At 63.9% G+C, this 18,732-nt stretch carries 18 protein-coding genes and 1 pseudogene; 15 read left to right on the top strand and 4 right to left on the bottom strand.

Annotated features, from left to right (window positions below; translation table 11 throughout):
* Nucleotide 1: 1 nt before the first annotated feature.
* On the bottom strand, nucleotides 2–430 hold the full coding sequence (locus tag AC1DUN_RS16960) for a hypothetical protein (protein ID WP_477714975.1): 429 nt from the start codon (nucleotides 428–430) through the stop codon (nucleotides 2–4).
* Between AC1DUN_RS16960 and AC1DUN_RS16965 the strand changes: the two genes are divergently transcribed.
* On the top strand, nucleotides 395–1,696 hold the full coding sequence (locus AC1DUN_RS16965; protein ID WP_477714976.1) for a HipA domain-containing protein: 1,302 nt from the start codon (nucleotides 395–397) through the stop codon (nucleotides 1,694–1,696). The two genes, AC1DUN_RS16960 and AC1DUN_RS16965, sit on opposite strands and share 36 nt — an antisense overlap.
* Here the strand turns inward: AC1DUN_RS16965 and AC1DUN_RS16970 are convergent.
* Both AC1DUN_RS16970 and AC1DUN_RS16975 read right to left on the bottom strand, forming a co-directional pair.
* Nucleotides 1,693–2,373: a glutathione S-transferase family protein gene (locus tag AC1DUN_RS16970; protein WP_477714977.1), complete on the bottom strand. Its 681-nt coding sequence runs from the start codon at nucleotides 2,371–2,373 to the stop codon at nucleotides 1,693–1,695. The two genes, AC1DUN_RS16965 and AC1DUN_RS16970, sit on opposite strands and share 4 nt — an antisense overlap.
* Nucleotides 2,374–2,425: 52 nt before the next feature.
* A complete protein-coding gene (locus AC1DUN_RS16975) occupies nucleotides 2,426–3,463 on the bottom strand; it encodes an AraC family transcriptional regulator (RefSeq protein ID WP_477714978.1) in 1,038 nt (345 codons plus the stop codon).
* 148 nt (nucleotides 3,464–3,611) lie between these two features.
* Here AC1DUN_RS16975 and AC1DUN_RS16980 point away from each other — a divergent pair, with 148 nt between their 5' ends.
* The 14 genes and pseudogenes from AC1DUN_RS16980 (at nucleotide 3,612) to AC1DUN_RS17045 (ending at nucleotide 17,350) form a co-directional block, all read left to right on the top strand.
* A complete protein-coding gene (locus AC1DUN_RS16980) occupies nucleotides 3,612–5,234 on the top strand; it encodes a carboxyl transferase domain-containing protein (RefSeq protein ID WP_477662438.1) in 1,623 nt (540 codons plus the stop codon).
* Between the two features lie 24 nt (nucleotides 5,235–5,258).
* On the top strand, nucleotides 5,259–6,395 hold the full coding sequence (locus AC1DUN_RS16985) for an acyl-CoA dehydrogenase family protein (RefSeq protein WP_477714979.1): 1,137 nt from the start codon (nucleotides 5,259–5,261) through the stop codon (nucleotides 6,393–6,395).
* The gene (locus tag AC1DUN_RS16990; RefSeq protein WP_477714980.1) at nucleotides 6,388–7,545 is read left to right on the top strand and encodes a dienelactone hydrolase family protein; all 1,158 of its coding nucleotides are present in this window, start codon (nucleotides 6,388–6,390) and stop codon (nucleotides 7,543–7,545) included. Before AC1DUN_RS16985 ends, AC1DUN_RS16990 begins: the two co-directional genes overlap by 8 nt.
* Nucleotides 7,542–8,333 (top strand): enoyl-CoA hydratase/isomerase family protein, encoded by a 792-nt coding sequence (locus tag AC1DUN_RS16995; protein WP_477714981.1) that lies wholly within the window; start codon nucleotides 7,542–7,544, stop codon nucleotides 8,331–8,333. Before AC1DUN_RS16990 ends, AC1DUN_RS16995 begins: the two co-directional genes overlap by 4 nt.
* Entirely contained in the window at nucleotides 8,330–9,004 is a 675-nt protein-coding gene (locus tag AC1DUN_RS17000; protein ID WP_477714982.1) for a DUF4126 domain-containing protein, read from the top strand. Before AC1DUN_RS16995 ends, AC1DUN_RS17000 begins: the two co-directional genes overlap by 4 nt.
* Entirely contained in the window at nucleotides 8,997–10,988 is a 1,992-nt protein-coding gene (locus AC1DUN_RS17005) for an acetyl/propionyl/methylcrotonyl-CoA carboxylase subunit alpha (protein ID WP_477714983.1), read from the top strand. The genes AC1DUN_RS17000 and AC1DUN_RS17005 overlap by 8 nt, the downstream gene beginning before the upstream one ends.
* 41 nt (nucleotides 10,989–11,029) lie before the next feature.
* The gene (locus AC1DUN_RS17010; RefSeq protein WP_477714984.1) at nucleotides 11,030–11,968 is read left to right on the top strand and encodes a 2-hydroxyacid dehydrogenase; all 939 of its coding nucleotides are present in this window, start codon (nucleotides 11,030–11,032) and stop codon (nucleotides 11,966–11,968) included.
* A gap of 169 nt (nucleotides 11,969–12,137) precedes the next feature.
* The gene (locus AC1DUN_RS17015; RefSeq protein ID WP_477714985.1) at nucleotides 12,138–13,058 is read left to right on the top strand and encodes a hydroxymethylglutaryl-CoA lyase; all 921 of its coding nucleotides are present in this window, start codon (nucleotides 12,138–12,140) and stop codon (nucleotides 13,056–13,058) included.
* A 1-nt stretch (nucleotide 13,059) separates the two neighbouring features.
* A pseudogene (locus AC1DUN_RS17020) lies at nucleotides 13,060–13,554 on the top strand (YbaK/EbsC family protein); the annotation flags it as partial.
* Between the two features lie 9 nt (nucleotides 13,555–13,563).
* On the top strand, nucleotides 13,564–13,815 hold the full coding sequence (locus AC1DUN_RS17025; RefSeq protein ID WP_477715139.1) for a DUF1289 domain-containing protein: 252 nt from the start codon (nucleotides 13,564–13,566) through the stop codon (nucleotides 13,813–13,815).
* A gap of 21 nt (nucleotides 13,816–13,836) precedes the next feature.
* Nucleotides 13,837–14,487, top strand: a complete 651-nt coding sequence (locus AC1DUN_RS17030; protein WP_477714986.1) for a 2-hydroxychromene-2-carboxylate isomerase — start codon at nucleotides 13,837–13,839, stop codon at nucleotides 14,485–14,487.
* 243 nt (nucleotides 14,488–14,730) lie between these two features.
* Nucleotides 14,731–16,389: an MFS transporter gene (locus tag AC1DUN_RS17035; protein ID WP_477714987.1), complete on the top strand. Its 1,659-nt coding sequence runs from the start codon at nucleotides 14,731–14,733 to the stop codon at nucleotides 16,387–16,389.
* Between the two features lie 154 nt (nucleotides 16,390–16,543).
* On the top strand, nucleotides 16,544–16,696 hold the full coding sequence (locus AC1DUN_RS17040) for a hypothetical protein (RefSeq protein WP_477662428.1): 153 nt from the start codon (nucleotides 16,544–16,546) through the stop codon (nucleotides 16,694–16,696).
* 180 nt (nucleotides 16,697–16,876) lie between these two features.
* A complete protein-coding gene (locus AC1DUN_RS17045; protein WP_477714988.1) occupies nucleotides 16,877–17,350 on the top strand; it encodes a hypothetical protein in 474 nt (157 codons plus the stop codon).
* Between the two features lie 256 nt (nucleotides 17,351–17,606).
* On the opposite strand, the gene AC1DUN_RS17050 is transcribed toward AC1DUN_RS17045, so the two are convergent.
* Nucleotides 17,607–18,719: an ABC transporter substrate-binding protein gene (locus AC1DUN_RS17050; protein WP_477714989.1), complete on the bottom strand. Its 1,113-nt coding sequence runs from the start codon at nucleotides 18,717–18,719 to the stop codon at nucleotides 17,607–17,609.
* Nucleotides 18,720–18,732 lie beyond the last annotated feature (13 nt).

Genomic DNA, 18,732 nt, shown 5'->3' on the forward strand with positions numbered 1-18,732 from the left:
ATTAAATATCGGTTTTCCGATAAAAATCCTGTGATCCCAGGATTTTATTGACCAAATATCGGTTTTCCGATAAAAATCCTGCAATCACAGGATTTTTATGCAAATACCTATCCACTCCGTCGCCGAACTTGGCCTTGCGCTTAGGGCGGTGCGCCGCAGCAGCAGAGTCCGCCTCGACGACATGGCTGCCACGGTCGGCGTGAGCAAGCAGTTCGCTTCCGACCTGGAACTCGGCAAGGAAACCGTCCGCATGGGCCTTGTCTTCAAGGTCTTGGAAGAGATGGGCCTCAAGCTTTGCGTCGACATCCCCGACACTTCGGGTGCCGAACTCAGGCTGTTGCAGGGCAAAGCCGGGCGCAAGCCCACCCCCACTAATAACAATAAGCGCTAAGCCGTGCGCACACTCAACGCTTACCTCAACGACCAGCATGTCGGCACCCTCAGTGAGGGCAACGACCTTTGGAGTTTCGAATATGACCCCGCATGGTCGCAGGCCCCCGGCAGCTTCGACCTTTCCCCAGCCCTGGACCGCGCAAACCCGTTGCACCAGGACGGCGCCACCCAGCGGCCCGTGCAGTGGTACTTCGACAACCTGCTGCCCGAAGAAACCTTGCGCCAGGCCCTGCTCAAGGATGCTGGCATCCAGGGTGACGACGCCTTTGCCCTGCTGCAATACCTGGGAGCGGAGTCCGCCGGCTCGCTGGTGCTGCTGCCGCCCGATGCGCAAGCGCCCGCGCGCGGCAACCTCAAAGCCCTGCACGATGAAGAACTGAGTCAACGCATCTGCGATCTGCCGCGCAAATCCCTCAGCAGCGGCGCGCCCAAGCAGATGTCCGTCGCCGGTGCCCAGCACAAGCTGCTGGTGGTCTACCGCAACGGCGATCTTTTTGAGCCCATGGGCGGCGAGCCCTCCACCCACATCCTCAAACCCAACCACCTGAGCGACGACTACCCCAGCTCCGTCATCAACGAATACGCCATGCAGCGCCTGGCCACCCGGCTGGGCCTGGGCGCGCCCGCCGTCTACCGCCGTTATGTGCCCGAGCCCGTCTACCTGATAGAGCGCTTTGACCGCGCCGCGGACGCGCAAGGCATCACCCAGCGCTTGCATGTCGTCGACGCCTGCCAGCTGCTAAACAAATCGCGCGGGTTCAAAAACACGTCCGCCAGCCTCGAAGCCGTCGCCGCCTGCATCACGCTGTGCCGCAACCGCGCCGAAGCCAGGCTGCGCCTGTACCGCTGGCTGGTCTTCAACCTGCTCATCGGCAACGATGACAACCACCTCAAGAACATTTCCTTCCGGGTCAGCGACCAGGGGATAGAAGTCTCACCACCTTACGACATGCTCTCCACGGCGGTGTACCACACGCCCGCGTATGCCGAGGCGCGCGCGATGTGGCCGGACGTCCAGCTCATGATCCCGCTGCCCGGCGCCGTGCGCTTTGGCGAAGTGAACCGAGAGGCCGTGCTGGCCGCGGGCGAAGCGCTGGGCTTGAATCGGCGTATCGGTGAGCGTGAGCTTGATCGTTTGGCCAAGGCTATGCCCGAGGCTATGCAGGCGGTGGCGGCTGAGATCGAGGCTCAGAACACGGACGGACCGGCGGAGGCCAAGGTGTTTTTTGGGGGCGAGTTGAGGCTGCTGCGTGCGGTGGAGCGTGTGGTGTTGCCGTTCATGCTTGGGCGGGTGAGGGTTTAGACATTGCCCGGCCGCATGTCCGGTGCCGGCGTAGTGGGGATGCCCTGGTCCAGCGCGGCCTGGTGTTGCGCCCGCAGGGCACGCTGGAATGCCGGGCGTTGCTCCAGCTGCTGGCGGTAACGACGCACGGCGTCGGGGAATTGCGTTGCCAGGCCAAGGTGACCGGCCAGCATGAGGGCGTAGTGGACAGACACGTCGGCTGCGGTGAAGCGGCCGGCGCAGAGAAACTCCTGTTGTTGCTGCAGGGCGGCGTCCATGGCTTTCAGCCGGGCGAGGAACCAGCGGCTGTAGTCTTGCGCGACCTGGGGCTGTTTGCGTTCCTCGGGTTCGAAGTGGGTATAGCGCAGCACCAGGGTTTGCGGAAAGGTCAGCGTGGCTTCGCCCATGTGCAGCCAGTTCAGGTAAGCGCCATAAGCTGGGTCTGTCAGCGGGACGTCCAGCTGGCCGGGGCTGTGTCGTGCCGCCAGGTATTGGCATATGGCTGCGGATTCGGTCATGCGGGTGTCGCCGTCCACCAGCAGCGGCACGGTGCCCAGGGGGTTGTCCGCCAGGAATTCGCGGGCCAGCGCGCGCGGCGGAAAAGGCAGCATGCGCAGCGTGTAGGGCACGCCCAGCTCTTCGAGCATCCACAAGGGTCGGAACGAGCGGGCGCTGACGCAGTGGTGAAGGGTGATCATGCGCACAGTCTAGGGTGGCACGCGTCACAAGTCCTGCCACGAAGGGGGCAAATCAGGCCAGTGGCTGGTTTCCCTGCCGAAACTCCGCGGGTGACTGGCCGCTCCATTCCCGAAACGCCCTCGTAAAACTCTTCTCATTCCGAAACCCCGAAGCCTCAGCCACCTGCTTGATGGGCTTTGACGTCCGCAGCAACAAGTCTTTCGCTTTTTCAAACCGCACCTCATCCTTGAGCTGCTGCAGCGAAGCCCCTTCCTCCTGAAGCTGGCGATGTAAAGAGCGTGGTGACATGTTCAAAGCTGCGGCCAGGGTTTCCGCGGTATGTGAGGCGCCTGCTGCCGGGTTGGCAAGCGCCTGCCGCACCTGCTCCACGAGCAAACGATCCCGCCGGTACTGCAGCACCGTCAGCGGCAAGGCCCGCTGCAGCATCTGCTGCAAGGCTTTTTCATCACGGCGTAAAGGCAAGGCCAGGTAACGCGCGTCAAATTTAATCTCAGCCTGCGCGGCCTTGAACTGCAGGCCGGGGCCGGGGAACATCAGTGCGTAAGCCTCCACATGGGCCGGCGCCTCAAACGGGAAGCGTGCGCCCTGCAGGGGAATGCGCGAATCCACATACCAGCAGGCCAGGCCGTGGATATTGCGCAGCACATGGACGATGCCGAATTCGCCCACCTGGCCGGGCACCTTCTCTTCGACCGTGATCGCGGCTGTGTCGCCGCTGGTCGTCAGGCGAAGAATGATGTCGTCGGTGATCAGCGCGTGGTGGCGGCACCAGCGTTTGAGGGCTATGCCCAGATTCGGCGAGCTGATCGATGCGCGGGCCAGCATGCCGTAGCTGCCCCAGGGCAGTTTGCGGCCGAAGGCGCCCAGGCCTTCGTCGTCCAGTTCCTGCATGGCGGCGCCGGAGAGGACTTCCATCTGGCGGGCCGTGATGTGGGCGTTGGCCTGTTTGAGCTGGTTTGGCGTGATCTGTGCCAGTTTCAGGGCTTGCTCGGGGCTTTGACTGTAGCGCTTGTAGGCCGCTGTAATGCTTCTGGCAAAGGCCATGGGCGTGGCGGCGATGGGCGGGCTGGCGGGGCTGCGGGAGGGCATGGGTTGATTCTCGGTGCCGTTGGCAGGATTTGCAACCTTGTTGGCGGCCTGCCGGGGGCGGGTTTTCGCTAAGCTGGCTGTTTGGCGCTAAGGTGGGAGCCCTGCGCCTTCTTCATGCCTTTTCAGCGCCCCCATCAGGAAAAAATCCATGTCCGCTCTTGAGACCCAGCTCAACGCCCGTTCCGCCGACTTCCAGGCCAATGCCGCCGCCATGCGCGCGCTGGTCGACGACCTGACGGCCAAAGTCGCCAAGGCCGCCCAGGGTGGCGGCGATGTGGCCCGTGCGCGCCACACCTCACGCGGCAAGCTGCTGCCGCGCGACCGGGTGCAGATGCTGCTGGACCCGGGCACGCCTTTCCTCGAGCTTTCGCCGCTGGCCGCGTTTGCCATGTACCCGGATCGCGACGGCACCGACAGCGCGCCTTGCGCGGGCGTGATCGCCGGCATAGGCCGCATCAGCGGTGTGGACTGCATGATTGTGTGCAATGACGCCACCGTGAAGGGCGGCACCTATTACCCGATGACGGTCAAAAAGCATCTGCGCGCGCAGGAGATCGCCCAGCAGAACAACCTGCCTTGTGTCTACTTGGTCGATTCGGGCGGCGCCAACCTGCCCAACCAGGACGAGGTGTTTCCGGACCGCGACCATTTCGGCCGCATCTTTTTTAACCAGGCGAATATGAGCGCCCAGGGCATTGCGCAGATCGCCGTCGTGATGGGCAGCTGCACGGCCGGTGGCGCTTATGTGCCGGCCATGAGCGACGAGACCATCATCGTCAAGAACCAGGGCACCATCTTTCTGGGCGGCCCGCCGCTGGTGAAGGCCGCAATTGGCGAGATTGTCAGCGCCGAAGACCTGGGCGGCGGTGATGTGCACACCCGGCTTTCGGGCGTGGCCGACCACCTGGCGCAAAACGACCCGCATGCACTGGCGCTGGCGCGCCGCGCCGTGGCCAACCTGAACCGGCAAAAGCAACCCGGGCAGGTGCTGCGCACGCCGGTGCCGCCGCTGTACCCGGCCGAAGAACTCTATGGCGTGATCCCGACCGACACGCGCAAGCCTTACGACGTGCGCGAAATCATTGCGCGCATTGTGGACGGCAGCGAGTTTGCCGAGTTCAAGGCGCGTTACGGCGCCACCCTGGTTTGCGGTTTTGCGCATGTCGAGGGCATGCCGGTGGGCATCATCGCCAACAACGGCATTTTGTTCAGCGAATCGGCGCAAAAGGGCGCGCATTTCATCGAGCTGTGCTGCCAGCGCAAGATCCCGCTGGTGTTCTTGCAGAACATCACGGGTTTTATGGTGGGCAAAAAATACGAGGCCGAGGGCATTGCGCGCCACGGCGCCAAGATGGTGATGGCCGTGGCCACGGCCCAGGTGCCCAAGTTCACCATCATCATCGGCGGCAGCTACGGCGCGGGCAATTACGGCATGTGCGGCCGGGCTTATTCGCCGCGCTTTTTGTGGATGTGGCCGAATGCGCGCATCTGCGTGATGGGCGGCGAGCAGGCGGCCGGTGTGCTGGCGACTGTCAAGCGCGACGCGATTGAAGCCAAGGGCGGCAGCTGGAGCGCCGAGGAGGAGGCCGCCTTCAAGCAGCCGGTGCTGGACCAGTTCGGCCACCAGTCGCATCCCTACTATTCAAGCGCACGGCTGTGGGACGACGGTGTGATTGACCCGGCGGATACACGGCGTGTGCTGGCGCTGGGCTTGTCAGCCACGCTGAACCAGCCGATTCCCGAAACCAAGTTCGGCGTATTCCGCATGTAAGCCAGGCCCTCCACAAAGCCGGCCATGGACAACATCTACATCACCCCCGAGCACGAACTGCTGCGCGAGCAGGTCGCGCGCTTTATCGCGCGTGAGGTTGAGCCTTTTGCCGCGGCCTGGGAAGAAGAAGGCTGCGTGCCGCGCGAGGTGCTGCGCAAGCTGGGCGAGGCCGGCCTGCTGGGCCTGATGTATGAGGCCGACTACGGCGGCGCCGATGCCGATGCCTTGACCAACCTGGTGTTTGCCGAGGCGCTGTCGCAGTCCACCTTTGGCGGCTTCATCATCACGGTGCTGGTGCACACCGACATGGCCAGCCCGCATTTGTTCCATGCGGGCAATGCGGCGCAGAAGGCCCAATACATGCCGGACGTGATTGCCGGCAAGACGATTACCGCGGTCGGCATCACCGAACCCGGCGCGGGCTCGGATGTGGCCGGCATGCGCATGACGGCCAAACGTGATGGCGACGAATGGGTGCTTAACGGCACCAAGATGTTCATCACCAACGGCGTTCATGCCAACCTCTACTTCATCGCGGCCAAAACCGGCACGGCGCGCCACGATGTGTCCATGTTTATCGTTGAAAAAGGCACGCCGGGTTTTACGGTGGGCCGTGCGCTCAAGAAGACGGGCTGGCTCTCGTCCGACACGGCTGAGCTGGTGTTTGACAATGTCCGCATCCCGGCCGGCAACCTGCTGGGCGAAGAGGGCAAGGGTTTTTATTCGGTCATGAAAAATTTCCAGACCGAACGCATCGCCCTCGCGGCCATGGCGGTCGGCCATTGCACCCAGGCCCTCAAGATGACGCTGGACCATGTGCGCCAGCGCCAGGCCTTTGGCGCGACGCTGTGGGACAAACAAACGATTCGCCAGCGCATCGCCATGCTGGACGCCAAGACCCGCGCGGCGCGGCAGTTCATGTACCACTGCGCGTGGTCGGTCACCCAGGGGCGCGACATTGTGCAGGAGGTTTCCATGCTCAAGGCGCTGACGGGCGAGCTGGTCAACGAAGTGTTGTTGACTTGCCAGCAGTTCCACGGCGGCATGGGGTTTATCCGCGAGACCGCGATAGAGCGCCTGTGGCGCGATGCGCGTGTGCTGGGCATAGGCGGTGGTGCAACCGAGGTGATGCTTGAGGAGGTGGCAAAACGTTATGACTGACATCCCTCGTTTATGGTTGCTGGGCGTCTTGCTGTGCACCGGCCTGGCCGGCCAGGTGCGTGCGCAGGAGCCCGAGCTCAATGCGGCGCTCAATGAGTCCGTGCTCATGGTGTCCAAAAAGGCGCTCATAGGCAGCACCGAGCTTGAAACCACGGTGTACAAGCCCGACGGCCCCGGGCCTTTCCCGGTGGTGGTGATCAACCACGGCAAGTCGTTGGGGGACCCGCGTTTCCAGTCGCGCTACCGGCCGTCCATTGCGGCGCGCTATTTTTTGCAGCGCGGTTATATGGTGCTGGTACCTATGCGCCAGGGTTTTTCCAAATCGAGCGGCGGTTATATAGGCGGCGGCTGCAATGTGGAAAGCAACGGCCGTGTCCAGGCCGAGGACGTCAAGGCCGTGCTCGACTACGTGCTGGCGCAGCCCGATGCCGACAAAAACCGCATCCTGGTGCTGGGCCAGTCGCATGGCGGCTGGACCACGCTGGCCTTCGGCACGCTGAATTACCCCGGCGTCAAAGGCCTGGTCAACTTCGCGGGCGGCCTGCGGCAGGAAAGCTGCGCGGGCTGGCAGGCCAACCTGGCCAGGGCCGCGGGCAGCTACGCGGCAGAGACCCAGCTGCCCTCCCTATGGTTTTACGGCGACAACGACAGCTATTTTTCGCCGTCCACCTGGCAGGACATGGCGGCGCGCTACAACAGCGGCGGCGAGAAAGCGCGTGTGGTCGCCTTCGGCACCTTCGGCAGCGATTCGCACAGCATGTTCGGCTCCAGCAAAGGCCAGGGCATCTGGCAGCCTGAAGTCACGCGTTTTCTTGAAAAGATTGGCCTGCCTAGCCAACCCCTGCCGGCGTATGCGCGCTTTGCGCCCTCGGGCCCCAAAACCGAGCTGCCGCCCAAGACCGATTTTGCGGCCATCGATGAGGAGCCCAAGGTGCCCTCGCTGTCGGCGGCCGGCAAGGCGGGCTACAAGGTCTTCCTGGGCAAGGATGTGCCGCGCGCCTTTGCCATAGGCCCCGCCGGCGGCTGGGGCTGGGCCGAAGGCGGCGACGATCCCGCCAAACGCGCGCTGGACAGCTGCAACCGCCACGCCACCACCGCAAAATGCAAGCTCTATGCCGTCGATCACGACGTTGTCTGGACCACACCATGAACCACCTGAGCATCCATACCGAGGCGCTGGTCGCCACCGTCACCCTGAACCGCCCCGAGGTGCGCAACGCCTTTAACGAGGAGGTGATCGCCGAGATGACCCAGGCCTTTGTCGAGCTGGGCATGCGCGACGAGGTGCGCTGTGTGGTGCTGGCGGCCCAGGGGCCGGCTTTTTGCGCGGGTGCGGACCTGAACTGGATGCGCAGCATGGCTGACTACACCTACAAACAGAACATGGAAGACGCGGGCCGCCTCGCGACCATGCTGCAGGCCGTTTATGAATGCCCCAAGCCCGTCATTGCCCGCATACAAGGCGATGTGTATGCGGGGGGCATGGGACTGGTGGCGGCTTGCGACATGGCCGTGTCCGTCGATACCGCCGGCTATTGCCTTAGCGAAGTCAAGCTGGGCCTGATCCCGGCCACCATCAGCCCTTATGTGATTCGCGCCATGGGCGAGCGCGCGGCGCACCGCTACTTTTTGACGGCCGAGCGTTTTGACGCGGCCGAGGCGCTGCGCATCGGTTTTGTGCACGAGGTCGTGGCGGCCGAGGCGCTGGACGCCAAAGTCGCCGAGCTCGTGAAAGCCCTGGTCAATGCCGGCCCCGAGGCGGTGAAGCTGTGCAAAAAACTGGTGCAGGACGTGGCGGGGCAGGCCATCACCCACGAACTCACGCAGATGACGGTGCAGGCCATTGCCGATGTGCGTGTGAGCCCCGAGGGCCGCGAGGGCGTGCAGTCCTTTTTGCAAAAGCGCAAGCCCGACTGGTTGCCGGCCAAACCATCATGAACACCCTGGACACCGCACAACTGATCGCCCTGGCTGGCGCGCTGGGCTGGGCCAGCGGCGTGCGCCTTTACCTGGTGGTGCTGCTGACCGGACTGGCCGGTTTTATGGGCTGGGTGCAGCTGCCGTCGGGCCTGCAGCTGCTGGCCCATCCGGTGGTGCTGGGCATCAGCGGGTTTATGGTGTTTGTGGAATTTTTTGCCGACAAGATCCCGGGCCTGGATTCCTTGTGGGATGTGGTGCACGGCGTGATCCGCATCCCGGCCGGCGCGGCGCTGGCGGCCGCGGTGTTTGGCGGCGACAACGGCCTGGGCGCGCTGGTCGCGGCCCTGCTGGGCGGCACCTTGGCGGCCACCAGCTTTGCCGCCAAAGCCACCAGCCGCGCGGCCATCAATACCTCGCCCGAGCCCTTCAGCAATATTGGCGCCTCGCTGCTCGAGGACGGCCTGGTGCCGCTGGGCCTGTGGCTGGCGATTGTGCATCCCTTTGTTTTTGTGGCGCTGCTGGCCCTGGTGCTGGTGCTCAGTGTCTGGCTGATACGGGTGTGCTGGCGATTCTTGCGCCAGCTCTTTATCCGTGTCGCGCGGATTTTCAGCGGCAGGCCGGACCCGGGAACCACCGCCGCTTTTACCTTGAAGTCTCCTTTCTCAAAACAGAACGACCACCATGTTTAAAAAAATACTGATCGCGAACCGCGGAGAGATCGCTTGCCGTGTTGCAGCGACCGCCAGACGCATGGCCATCCAGTCCGTCGCCGTGTATTCCGATGCCGATGCGGGCGCCAAACATGTGGGCTTTTGCGACGAGGCGGTGCACATAGGCGGCAGCGCGCCCAAGGGCAGCTATTTGCGCTGGGAGCGCATCATCGAAGCGGCCAAGGCCACGGGCGCCGAGGCGATACACCCGGGCTATGGCTTTTTGAGCGAGAACGAGGAGTTTGCCCAGGCCTGCGCTAGCGCCGGCCTGGTCTTTATAGGCCCGCCGGCCTCGGCCATCAAGGCCATGGGCCTGAAGGCCGAGTCCAAACAGCTGATGGAAAAAGCCGGTGTGCCGCTGGTGCCGGGTTACCACGGCAGCGACCAGGACCCGGCGCTGCTCAAGCGCGAGGCCGACCGCATTGGCTACCCGGTGCTGATCAAGGCCAGCGCGGGCGGCGGCGGCAAGGGCATGCGTGCGGTCGAGAAAAGCGAGGACTTTGAAGCCGCGCTGGCATCCTGCAAACGCGAGGCCATCAACAGCTTTGGCGATGATGCGGTGCTGGTCGAAAAATACGCGCAGCGCCCGCGCCATATCGAGATACAGGTGTTTGGCGACACGCATGACAACTACGTTTACCTGTTTGAGCGCGACTGCTCGGTGCAGCGCCGCCACCAGAAGGTGCTGGAAGAAGCGCCGGCCCCCGGCATGACCGAGGCCATGCGCAAGCAGATGGGCGAGGCGGCCGTGGCGGCCGCGCGCGCCGTGAACTACGTGGGCGCCGGCACCGTGGAATTTATCGTCGAGCAGCGCAGCGATGGCTCCATGAACTTCTTCTTTATGGAGATGAACACGCGGCTGCAGGTGGAACACCCGGTGACCGAAGCGATTACCGGCCTGGACCTGGTGGAATGGCAGTTGCGCGTCGCCTCCGGGGAAAAGCTGCCGCTGGCGCAAGAGCAACTGCGCATCACCGGCCATGCCATCGAGGCGCGCATCTGCGCCGAAACACCCGACAACAATTTCCTGCCGGCCACCGGCAGCCTGCATGTCTATAAAAAGCCGGCGCACACGGCTTTTGAAAGAGGGCAAGTGCGTGTGGATGACGGCGTGCGCGAGGGCGATGCGATCTCGCCCTATTACGACTCCATGGTGGCCAAGCTCATCGTGCATGGCGCCACGCGTGAAGAGGCGCTGGCCCGGCTGGACGACGCGCTGGCCCAGACCCGCATCGTGGGCCTGAGCACCAATGTGCAGTTTTTGCGCTATGTGGTGCGCAGCCCTTCGTTTGCCAAGGCCAACCTGGACACCGCGCTGATACAGCGCGAAGAAGCGGTGCTCTTCAAGCAGGAGCCCGTGGGCCTGGCCATGGCGGCCGCCGCGGCGGTGGCGAAACAGCTGCTGGACGAACGCGCCCTGGCGGGCGACGACCCGTTCAGCCGCCGCGACGGCTGGCGTTCGCATGGCGTGGTGCAGCGGCGCTTTGAGTTTGAATTCCATGGCGAGCCGGCCAAGGCGGTGTTGACTTATGGGCATGACGGTGCGCTGCATCTCGCGCTGGGCGATGTGGCGGGGCCATTGCTGTTTGCTGAAACTGCGCAGGGCATAGAGGTTCAATTCGCGGGCCGGCGCATGACGGCGGCCGTGTATGCGCAGGGCGAGTTGGACCATGTGTTTACCGCCAAAGGCGCGACGCAAATCCTCTCCATAGACCTGCTGGCCCATGCGGGCGAGGCCCAGGCCGAGGGCGGCCGCCTGACGGCGCCCATGCCGGGCAAGGTCGTGTCCTTTGCGGTCAAGGCCGGCGACAAGGTGAGCAAAGGCCAGCCGCTGGCGGTGATGGAGGCCATGAAGATGGAGCACACGATTGCCGCGCCGGCCGACGGCACGGTGCAGGAATTGCTCTATGCGCCGGGCGACCAGGTCAACGAGGGTGCGGAATTGTTGAAAATAGCCGTTTGAATTTGTTTTGGCTCCAAACGTAATTTCAGCGGGATTTTTTCATGCGCATCAGTTTTTGCTGTTCCGACACCAAACCCCAGCCCTGGGTGGACGGCCTCAAGGCCGCTTTTCCGGATGCCGATGTGGCGCTGTGGTCCGCAGGCGCCGAGCCGGCCGACTACGCGGTGGTCTGGCAGCCGCCCCAGCAGTTCTTTGACGAGCAGCAAGCGCTCAAGGGCATCTTCAACATAGGCGCTGGCGTCGATGCGCTCATGAAGCTGAAGCTGCCGGCCGGCGTGCCGGTGGTGCGGCTGGACGATGCCGGCATGTCGGCACAGATGGCCGAATTTGTCTGCCATGCGGTGATACGCCACTTCCGCGAGCTGGACGGCTACGAGGCCGACATTGCCGGGGGCAAGTGGTCTTACCGCAAGCCGCGTTTGCGCACCGACTATCCCATAGGCGTGATGGGCCTGGGCGTGCTCGGTGAACGTGTGAGCCGGGCGCTCGCGCAGTTTGATTTTCCAGTCAATGGCTGGAGCCGCTCGCCCAAGGTGGTGGAGGGCGTGCATTGCTTTTCAGGCGAGGTCGGCAGTGCGGGCTTCCAGGATTTCCTGGCGGCCAGCCGCATCCTGGTCTGTTTGCTGCCGCTGACGCCGGACACCCAGGGCATCATGAACCGCGACACGCTGTCGCGGCTGCGGCCGGGTGGCTATGTCATCAATGTGGCGCGCGGCGCCCACCTGGTGGAGGAGGACCTGCTCGCGCTGATAGACAGCGGCCAGCTGGCCGGCGCGACGCTGGATGTATTCCGCACCGAGCCGCTGCCGGCGGAGCATGCCTTCTGGAAACACCCCAAGGTCACCATCACGCCGCACACCTCGGCCCGCACGCTGCGCGAGGAAAGCATTGCCCAGATCGCGGGCAAGATACGCAGCCTGGCGAGTGGCGCGTCTATAAGCACCCTAGCCGGCGTGGTTGACCCAAAAAAGGGATACTGAAGATGTGGCCCCCACGCTCCCCCACTGCGTGTAGCCTGCGGCTTCTCCCTGCCCCTTTCATCACGGGAGGGGCCGCTGCGCCTGCGGCCCGGCAAAGCCGGTTCCGCGGCCCCTGCTTGGTTGAGAACCGATTGCCGGTGGGCGACCACCCGTCTCCTGAAAGAGCCCCATGAAACTACCTTCCAAAGTCAAGCTCGTCGATGTCGGCCCCCGCGACGGTTTGCAGAATGAAAAAGCCCAGGTGCCGGCCGCCGTCAAGATAGAGCTGGTGCACCGGCTGCAGGACGCGGGCCTGACCGAGATTGAGGTCACCAGCTACGTCTCGCCCAAGTGGGTGCCGCAAATGGCCGACAACGCCGAGGTGATGGCCGGCATCCAGCGCAAGCCCGGTGTGCGTTATTCGGTGCTGACGCCGAACATGAAGGGCTTTGAAGCCGCGATTGCGCCGCCGCGTGAACTGTGGCCCGACGAGATCGTGGTCTTCGGCGCGGCCAGCGAGGCCTTCAGCCAGAAGAACATCAACTGCTCGATCGCCGAAAGCATTGAGCGCTTTCGCCCCGTGGTCGAGGCCGCGCGTGAAAAAGGCATTTATGTGCGCGGCGCCATGTCCTGCACCGTGGGCTGCCCTTACGAGGGCGAGATCGCGCCCGAACGTGTGGACATGCTGGCCGGCCTGATGAAGGGCATAGGCGTGCAGCATGTGGGCGTGGCCGACACGATAGGCGTGGGCACGCCGCTCAAGGTGCAGCGCGCACTCGACGCGACGCTCAGGCATTTCGACATCAACGATGTGTCCGGCCATTTCCACGACACCTACGGCCAGGCCCTGGGCAACACCCTGGCCTCGCTGCAGATGGGCGTCTGGCAGTTCGACACCTCCTCGGCCGGCCTGGGCGGCTGCCCCTTTGCCAAGGGCGCGACCGGCAATGTGGCGACCGAGGACGTGGTCTATCTGCTGCACGGCATGGGCATTGAAACCGGCATAGATCTGGACAAGCTGATTGATGCCGGAAAATTCATCAGCGACTTCCTGGGCCGCAAACCGAATTCCCGCGCGGCCACCGCGCTTCTGAATAAACGAGCGAATTGATATGTGTGGTGCTGAATTAAAGACTTTGCCTGAGGGTGTTCAACGTGTGGCGGCTGTGCTGCGCGAATGCGGCCATCCGCATATGCCCGTGATGCTGGACGACGCGGCGCGTACCGCGCAGCAGGCGGCCGATGCGCTGGGCGTGCGCCTGGGGCAGATCGCCAAGAGCATCATCTTTCGCCGCAAGTCGGACGATGCCGCGGTGCTGGTCGTGACCTCGGGCGACAGGCGGGTCGATGAACGCAAGGTCGAGGCCCTGGTCTGCAGCGACGGCAAGCGCGTGGGCCGGGCCGATGCGGATTTTGTGAAAAGCAAAACCGGTTTTTCCATAGGGGGCGTGTCGCCCGTGGGGCACATCAGCCAGGCCGTGGTGCTGGTGGACCTGAGCCTGATGCGCTTTGACGAGGTCTGGGCCGCCGCCGGCCATCCGCATGCGGTGTTCAAGCTGATGCCGCAGGAGCTGGAGCTGCTGACCGGCGCGCCGGTGGTCGACGTGGCCGTGGATATGGGCGAGGAGGCCATCGCGCGCGAGCAGGCCGTGGCCCGGGTGACGGAGCGCGGCCGCACGGTGGACGCCGCGGGCGACGATGTGCCCTCGCCCTGTATCTCGGTGTGCCGCGTCAATGCCGACAGCGGGCTGTGCGAAGGCTGCTTTCGCACCCTGGGCGAGATATCGGCCTGGGCGCGCTCCGGCCCCGAGGCGCAGCGCGAACTCTGGCGCACCATAGGCCAGCGCATGGCGGCCGTACGGGCCTGAACATTCAAGGCAGAGGGTTTCATGAAACACATCACTTTTTATTTTGATTTCATCTCTCCCTATGCCTACCTCGCCTTCGAGCAGCTACCCGAAGCCCTCAAGGGCCTGAGCTACAGCGTCAGCTACCGGCCGGTGCTGTTTGCGGCGCTGCTCAAGCACCACGGCCAGCTGGGCCCGGCCGAGATCGCGCCCAAGCGCGACTGGACCTACCGGCAGGTGCTGTGGCATGCGCACAGCAAGGGCATCGCCCTGCAGATGCCGGCCAGCCATCCCTTCAACCCCTTGCCGCTGCTGCGCCTGGCCAGCGCCTGCGGCACGCCCGACGATCCGGCCAGCCCCAACCGCTATGTCTGCGAAACCATGTTTCGCCATGTCTGGCAGGGCGGCGCCGAGGCCGCGGATGCGCAGCGGCTTGCGGCGCTCGCGGCGCAGCTTGCAGCGCAGCGCACGCTGGGTGATGACGAGGCCAAGGCGCAACTCAAAAAGAACACCGACGAAGCGATTGCGCACGATGTGTTCGGTGTGCCCGCGATGGAAGTCGACGGCAAAATTTTCTGGGGCTTCGATGCGCTGCCCATGCTGCGCGAATACCTGCTGGGCAACAGCTGGTTTGAAGGCGAAGGCTGGAATGGCGTGAGCAAGGTCGCCGTGGGCATTTCGCGCAAGGCCTGAGCGCGTAAGCACGCGTGCAGGCGTGTAAGCGAGTTTTACGCCGCGCGTAAAAAGGTTCTAGGCGTTTTCCCGGAGCGGCTTCGTATGCTGAAAAGTTTCTCAAGGGTTTCCCCTTGAGTTGTCAGCCACGCATAAGTTTCACGCAAGCTCCTGTTATTTTCACGTCAGAGCTAGGTCAGGGACTCCAAAAATAATCAGTGCAGCTTCCATACCGGAGGCCTTCACTATTTGGAGACACACATCATGGCAACAGCCGTCGACAACAGACCCATGACCGCCGAGCAGAAGAAGGTGATCTTCGCCTCTTCGCTCGGCACGGTATTCGAGTGGTACGACTTCTACCTCTACGGTTCATTGGCCGCCATCATCGCCAAGCAGTTCTTCAGCGGACTGGACGCGGGCTCGGCCTTCATCTTCGCGCTGCTCGCGTTCGCCGCCGGCTTCATCGTGCGCCCCTTCGGCGCGCTGGTGTTCGGCCGGCTGGGCGACATGATCGGCCGCAAGTACACCTTCCTGGTCACCATCGTGATCATGGGCTTGTCGACCTTCATCGTGGGCCTGCTGCCCAACTACGCGTCCATCGGCGTCGCCGCGCCGGTGATCCTGATCGCGCTGCGCATGCTGCAAGGCCTGGCGCTGGGTGGTGAGTACGGCGGTGCCGCCGTCTACGTGGCCGAGCACTCGCCCCAGGGCAAGCGCGGCGCCTACACCTCCTGGATCCAGACCACGGCCACGCTGGGCCTGTTCCTGAGCCTGCTGGTGATCCTGGGTGTGCGCACCGCCATGGGCGAAGCCGCTTTCGCCGACTGGGGCTGGCGCGTTCCGTTCATCGTCTCCATCCTGCTGCTGGCCGTGTCGGTCTACATCCGTTTGTCGATGAACGAATCCCCCGCCTTCCAGAAGATGAAGGCCGAGGGCAAGACCTCCAAGGCCCCGCTGTCCGAGTCCTTCGGCCAGTGGCGCAACCTGAAGATCGTGATCCTGGCGCTGATCGGCCTGACCGCCGGCCAGGCCGTGGTCTGGTACTCGGGCCAGTTCTACGCGCTGTTCTTCCTGACGCAGGCGCTGAAGGTGGACGGCCCCACGGCCAACATCCTGGTGGCCTACTCGCTGATCCTGGGCACGCCGTTCTTCGTGATCTTCGGCACGCTGTCCGACAAGATCGGCCGCAAGCCCATCATCATGGCCGGCTGCCTGCTGGCCGTGGTCACCTACTTCCCGGTGTTCACCGCGCTGACCAAGGCCGCCAACCCCGACCTCGCCGCCGCGCAAGCCAAGAACAAGGTGATCGTGACCGCCGACCCGAACGAGTGCTCGTTCCAGTTCAACCCGACCGGCACCGTCAAGTTCACCAGCTCCTGCGACATCGCCAAGCAGGTGCTGGCAGGCGCATCGGTGAGTTATGACAACGTCGCCGCACCCGCCGGCACGGTGGCCAGCATCAAGATCGGCGAAAACGCCATCCCCAGCTACACCGCCAAGGGCCTGAGCGCCGACGACGCCAAGAAGAAGGACGCCGAGTTCAAGAAACTCATCGCGGACGACCTGAAGGCCGCCGGCTACCCCAGCAAGGCCGACCCGGCCAAGATCGACAAGATCACGGTCACCCTGATCCTGTTCTACCTGGTGGTGCTGGTGACCATGGTCTACGGCCCCATCGCCGCCATGCTGGTCGAGCTGTTCCCGACCCGCATCCGCTACACCTCGATGAGCCTGCCGTACCACATCGGCAACGGCTGGTTCGGCGGCCTGCTGCCGACGACCGCCTTTGCCATCGTGGCGCAGACCGGCAATATGTACAACGGCCTCTGGTATCCCATCATCGTTGCCGGCATGACGCTGGTGGTGGGCACCTTGTTCATCAAGGAAACCAAGGACGTGGATATTTACGCCAACGACTGATTGGTGTGATCGCCGGGCGGGCCCAGCGGCCCGCGCCGGTTTGTGAGGCTCAAGAGCCTTGTGATATTGCAGGCCCTCGTCATCCATGTGCCGGGGGCTTTTTTTTGGCCTTTTTTTGTTTTGTTTTGTTTTTGTTTTTTTGGAGAAGAGAAAAATGTGGAAACTCGTGCTCGGATTTATCGTGATTGCAGGCCTGGCCCTGTTCCTCTTGAACAAGGGCGGTGACATAGACCTCAGCGGTGAAAAGCATGGCGCCTTGCCCGCGCCGGCAGCGCCGGCCGCCGCCGCTACTCGCGCCGTGGCGTGAGGTATTGCCGCAAGAAGCGTTTCCAGTTGCAGGACATGGCCGCGACCCGTGCCCAAAAAGGTGCATTGGTGCTAAAAATGGGGTAAATTGAATCAGGGGCAACAAAAAAGTGTCACAAATGTCTCTGCATTACGCACAGCTGTCTGCGTTCCCCCTGGCGTACTTACTGGAGACCCGCTGATGATTTACACCAAGACGGAATTGGGCCAATCCGCATTGCAAGACCGTTCCATCCCGATGACACCGAGGCAACGCTCGGCCTTCATCATGTTTGACGGCAAGCGCAGCATGGAAGAGGTGGTCAAGGCCACCGCGGGCCTGGGCGTCACGGCTGAAGATATTTCCCACCTGCTGTCGCTGGGCCTGCTGGCGCCCGCCGCGGTGCAGCCGCCGGCCCCACCCGCCGCCCCGGCGCCCGCCGTGTCCGCGCAGAACGCCGACGGCTCACCCACACTGAGCGCACAGGAACACTATTCCAGGGCCTACCCGATCGCGACGCGGCTCACTGCCGGCCTGGGCTTGCGCGGTTTCCGGCTCAACCTCGCGGTGGAAGCCGCGACCGACATCGACAAGCTCAAGGAGCTCGCGCCCAAGATCAAGGAAGCCGTGGGCCCCGAGAAGTTCAAGGAACTCGAGAACGCGCTTTACTTCTGAGCCAGCCTGACGGCCTCACTGGCCTGGCGCCGCGGGTTTGCGAACTTGCAAGTGGGGGCCGCGAACCGGCTCTGCCGGGCGCAAGGCGCCTGTCCCCCACGGGGGGAGGTGACGCTACACGAAGTGAGCGTCGGCAGGGGGGGCGAATCCACGGGGCCGCGAACCGGCTCTGCCGGGCGCAAGGCGCCTGTCCCCCACGGGGGGAGGTGACGCTACACGAAGTGAGCGTCGGCAGGGGGGCTACCTTTTAAGGGGGCTACCTTTTAAATTTGCCGTCCGTGCCGATGATGGACAGGTCGGCGAAATCCAGGCCGGTGTGGTCTTCGGGGCTGTAGCTCACTTCCAGCCCGCCTATGTCGTACTTGCGCAGGCCTTCCAGCGCCGCCTGCAGTTTTTCGCGCGTGGGCTTGGCGCCGGCGCGGCGCAGGCCTTCGACCAGCACCTTGGCCGCGGCAAAACCTTCGAGCATGGCGGGGCTCACGTCGGCCTGGCCCTTGGCCTTGGCCAGCTCCTGGGCTTCCTTGACCATGGGGAAGGCGATGGAGCGCTCATACGGAAAGACCTGGGTCACGATCACGCCGCGGGCGTTGTCGCCCAGGCTTTTCACAAAACCGCCCGAGGCGTTGTTCGACAGCGTGACGAGCTGTGCCGTGGAGCCGGCCGCGCGGAAGGCCTTGATGCCGTCGACCACGGCCTGGCCCGAGGCGACCATGATGACGGCCTGCGCATTCGACTGGTAGACCTTGGGCGCGATGGGCCCGAAGTCGGGCTTGCTGCGGTCGAATTTTTCAAGGATGGCCGGCTGCAGCTTGGCCGTGGCCAGGCCTTTTTGCGCACCCATCACGCCGTCGGCGCCGAAGCTGTCGTCGGCATAGACGATGCCGATGCGCGTGATGCCCATGGAGGCGAGGTGGGTGACGGCTTTTTCGGCCTCACGCTGGTAGGTGGCGCGCACATTGAACACATGTTTCCTGACGGGCTGGTGCAGCACCATGGCGCCGGTGGACGGGCCCACCAGCGGCACGCCGTATTTGTCGAGCAGGGGGATGATGGCCTCGGTGTGCGGCGTGCCGCGCGTGAGGAACAGGGCCACCACGTTTTGCTCTTCCACCAGCTTGCGGGCGTTTTCCGCCGCGAGCTTGGGATCGAACTTGTCGTCGACCGACACCAGTTCCACCTTCTGCCCGTTCACGCCGCCCTTGGCGTTGACGGCATCGATATAGAGCTTGGCGCCTTCGGTGGTTTCCTTGACGCCGGCGCCCACGGGACCGGTGAAGCCCGCGGTCTGCCCAACGAGTATCTGTGCCTGGACCAGCTGGCCCAGGGCGGCCATCACAAGGGCCGCGCACCAATGTTTTGTTGTTGACATGGTATGTCTCCTT

Source organism: Polaromonas sp. P4_F6 (assembly GCF_056401275.1).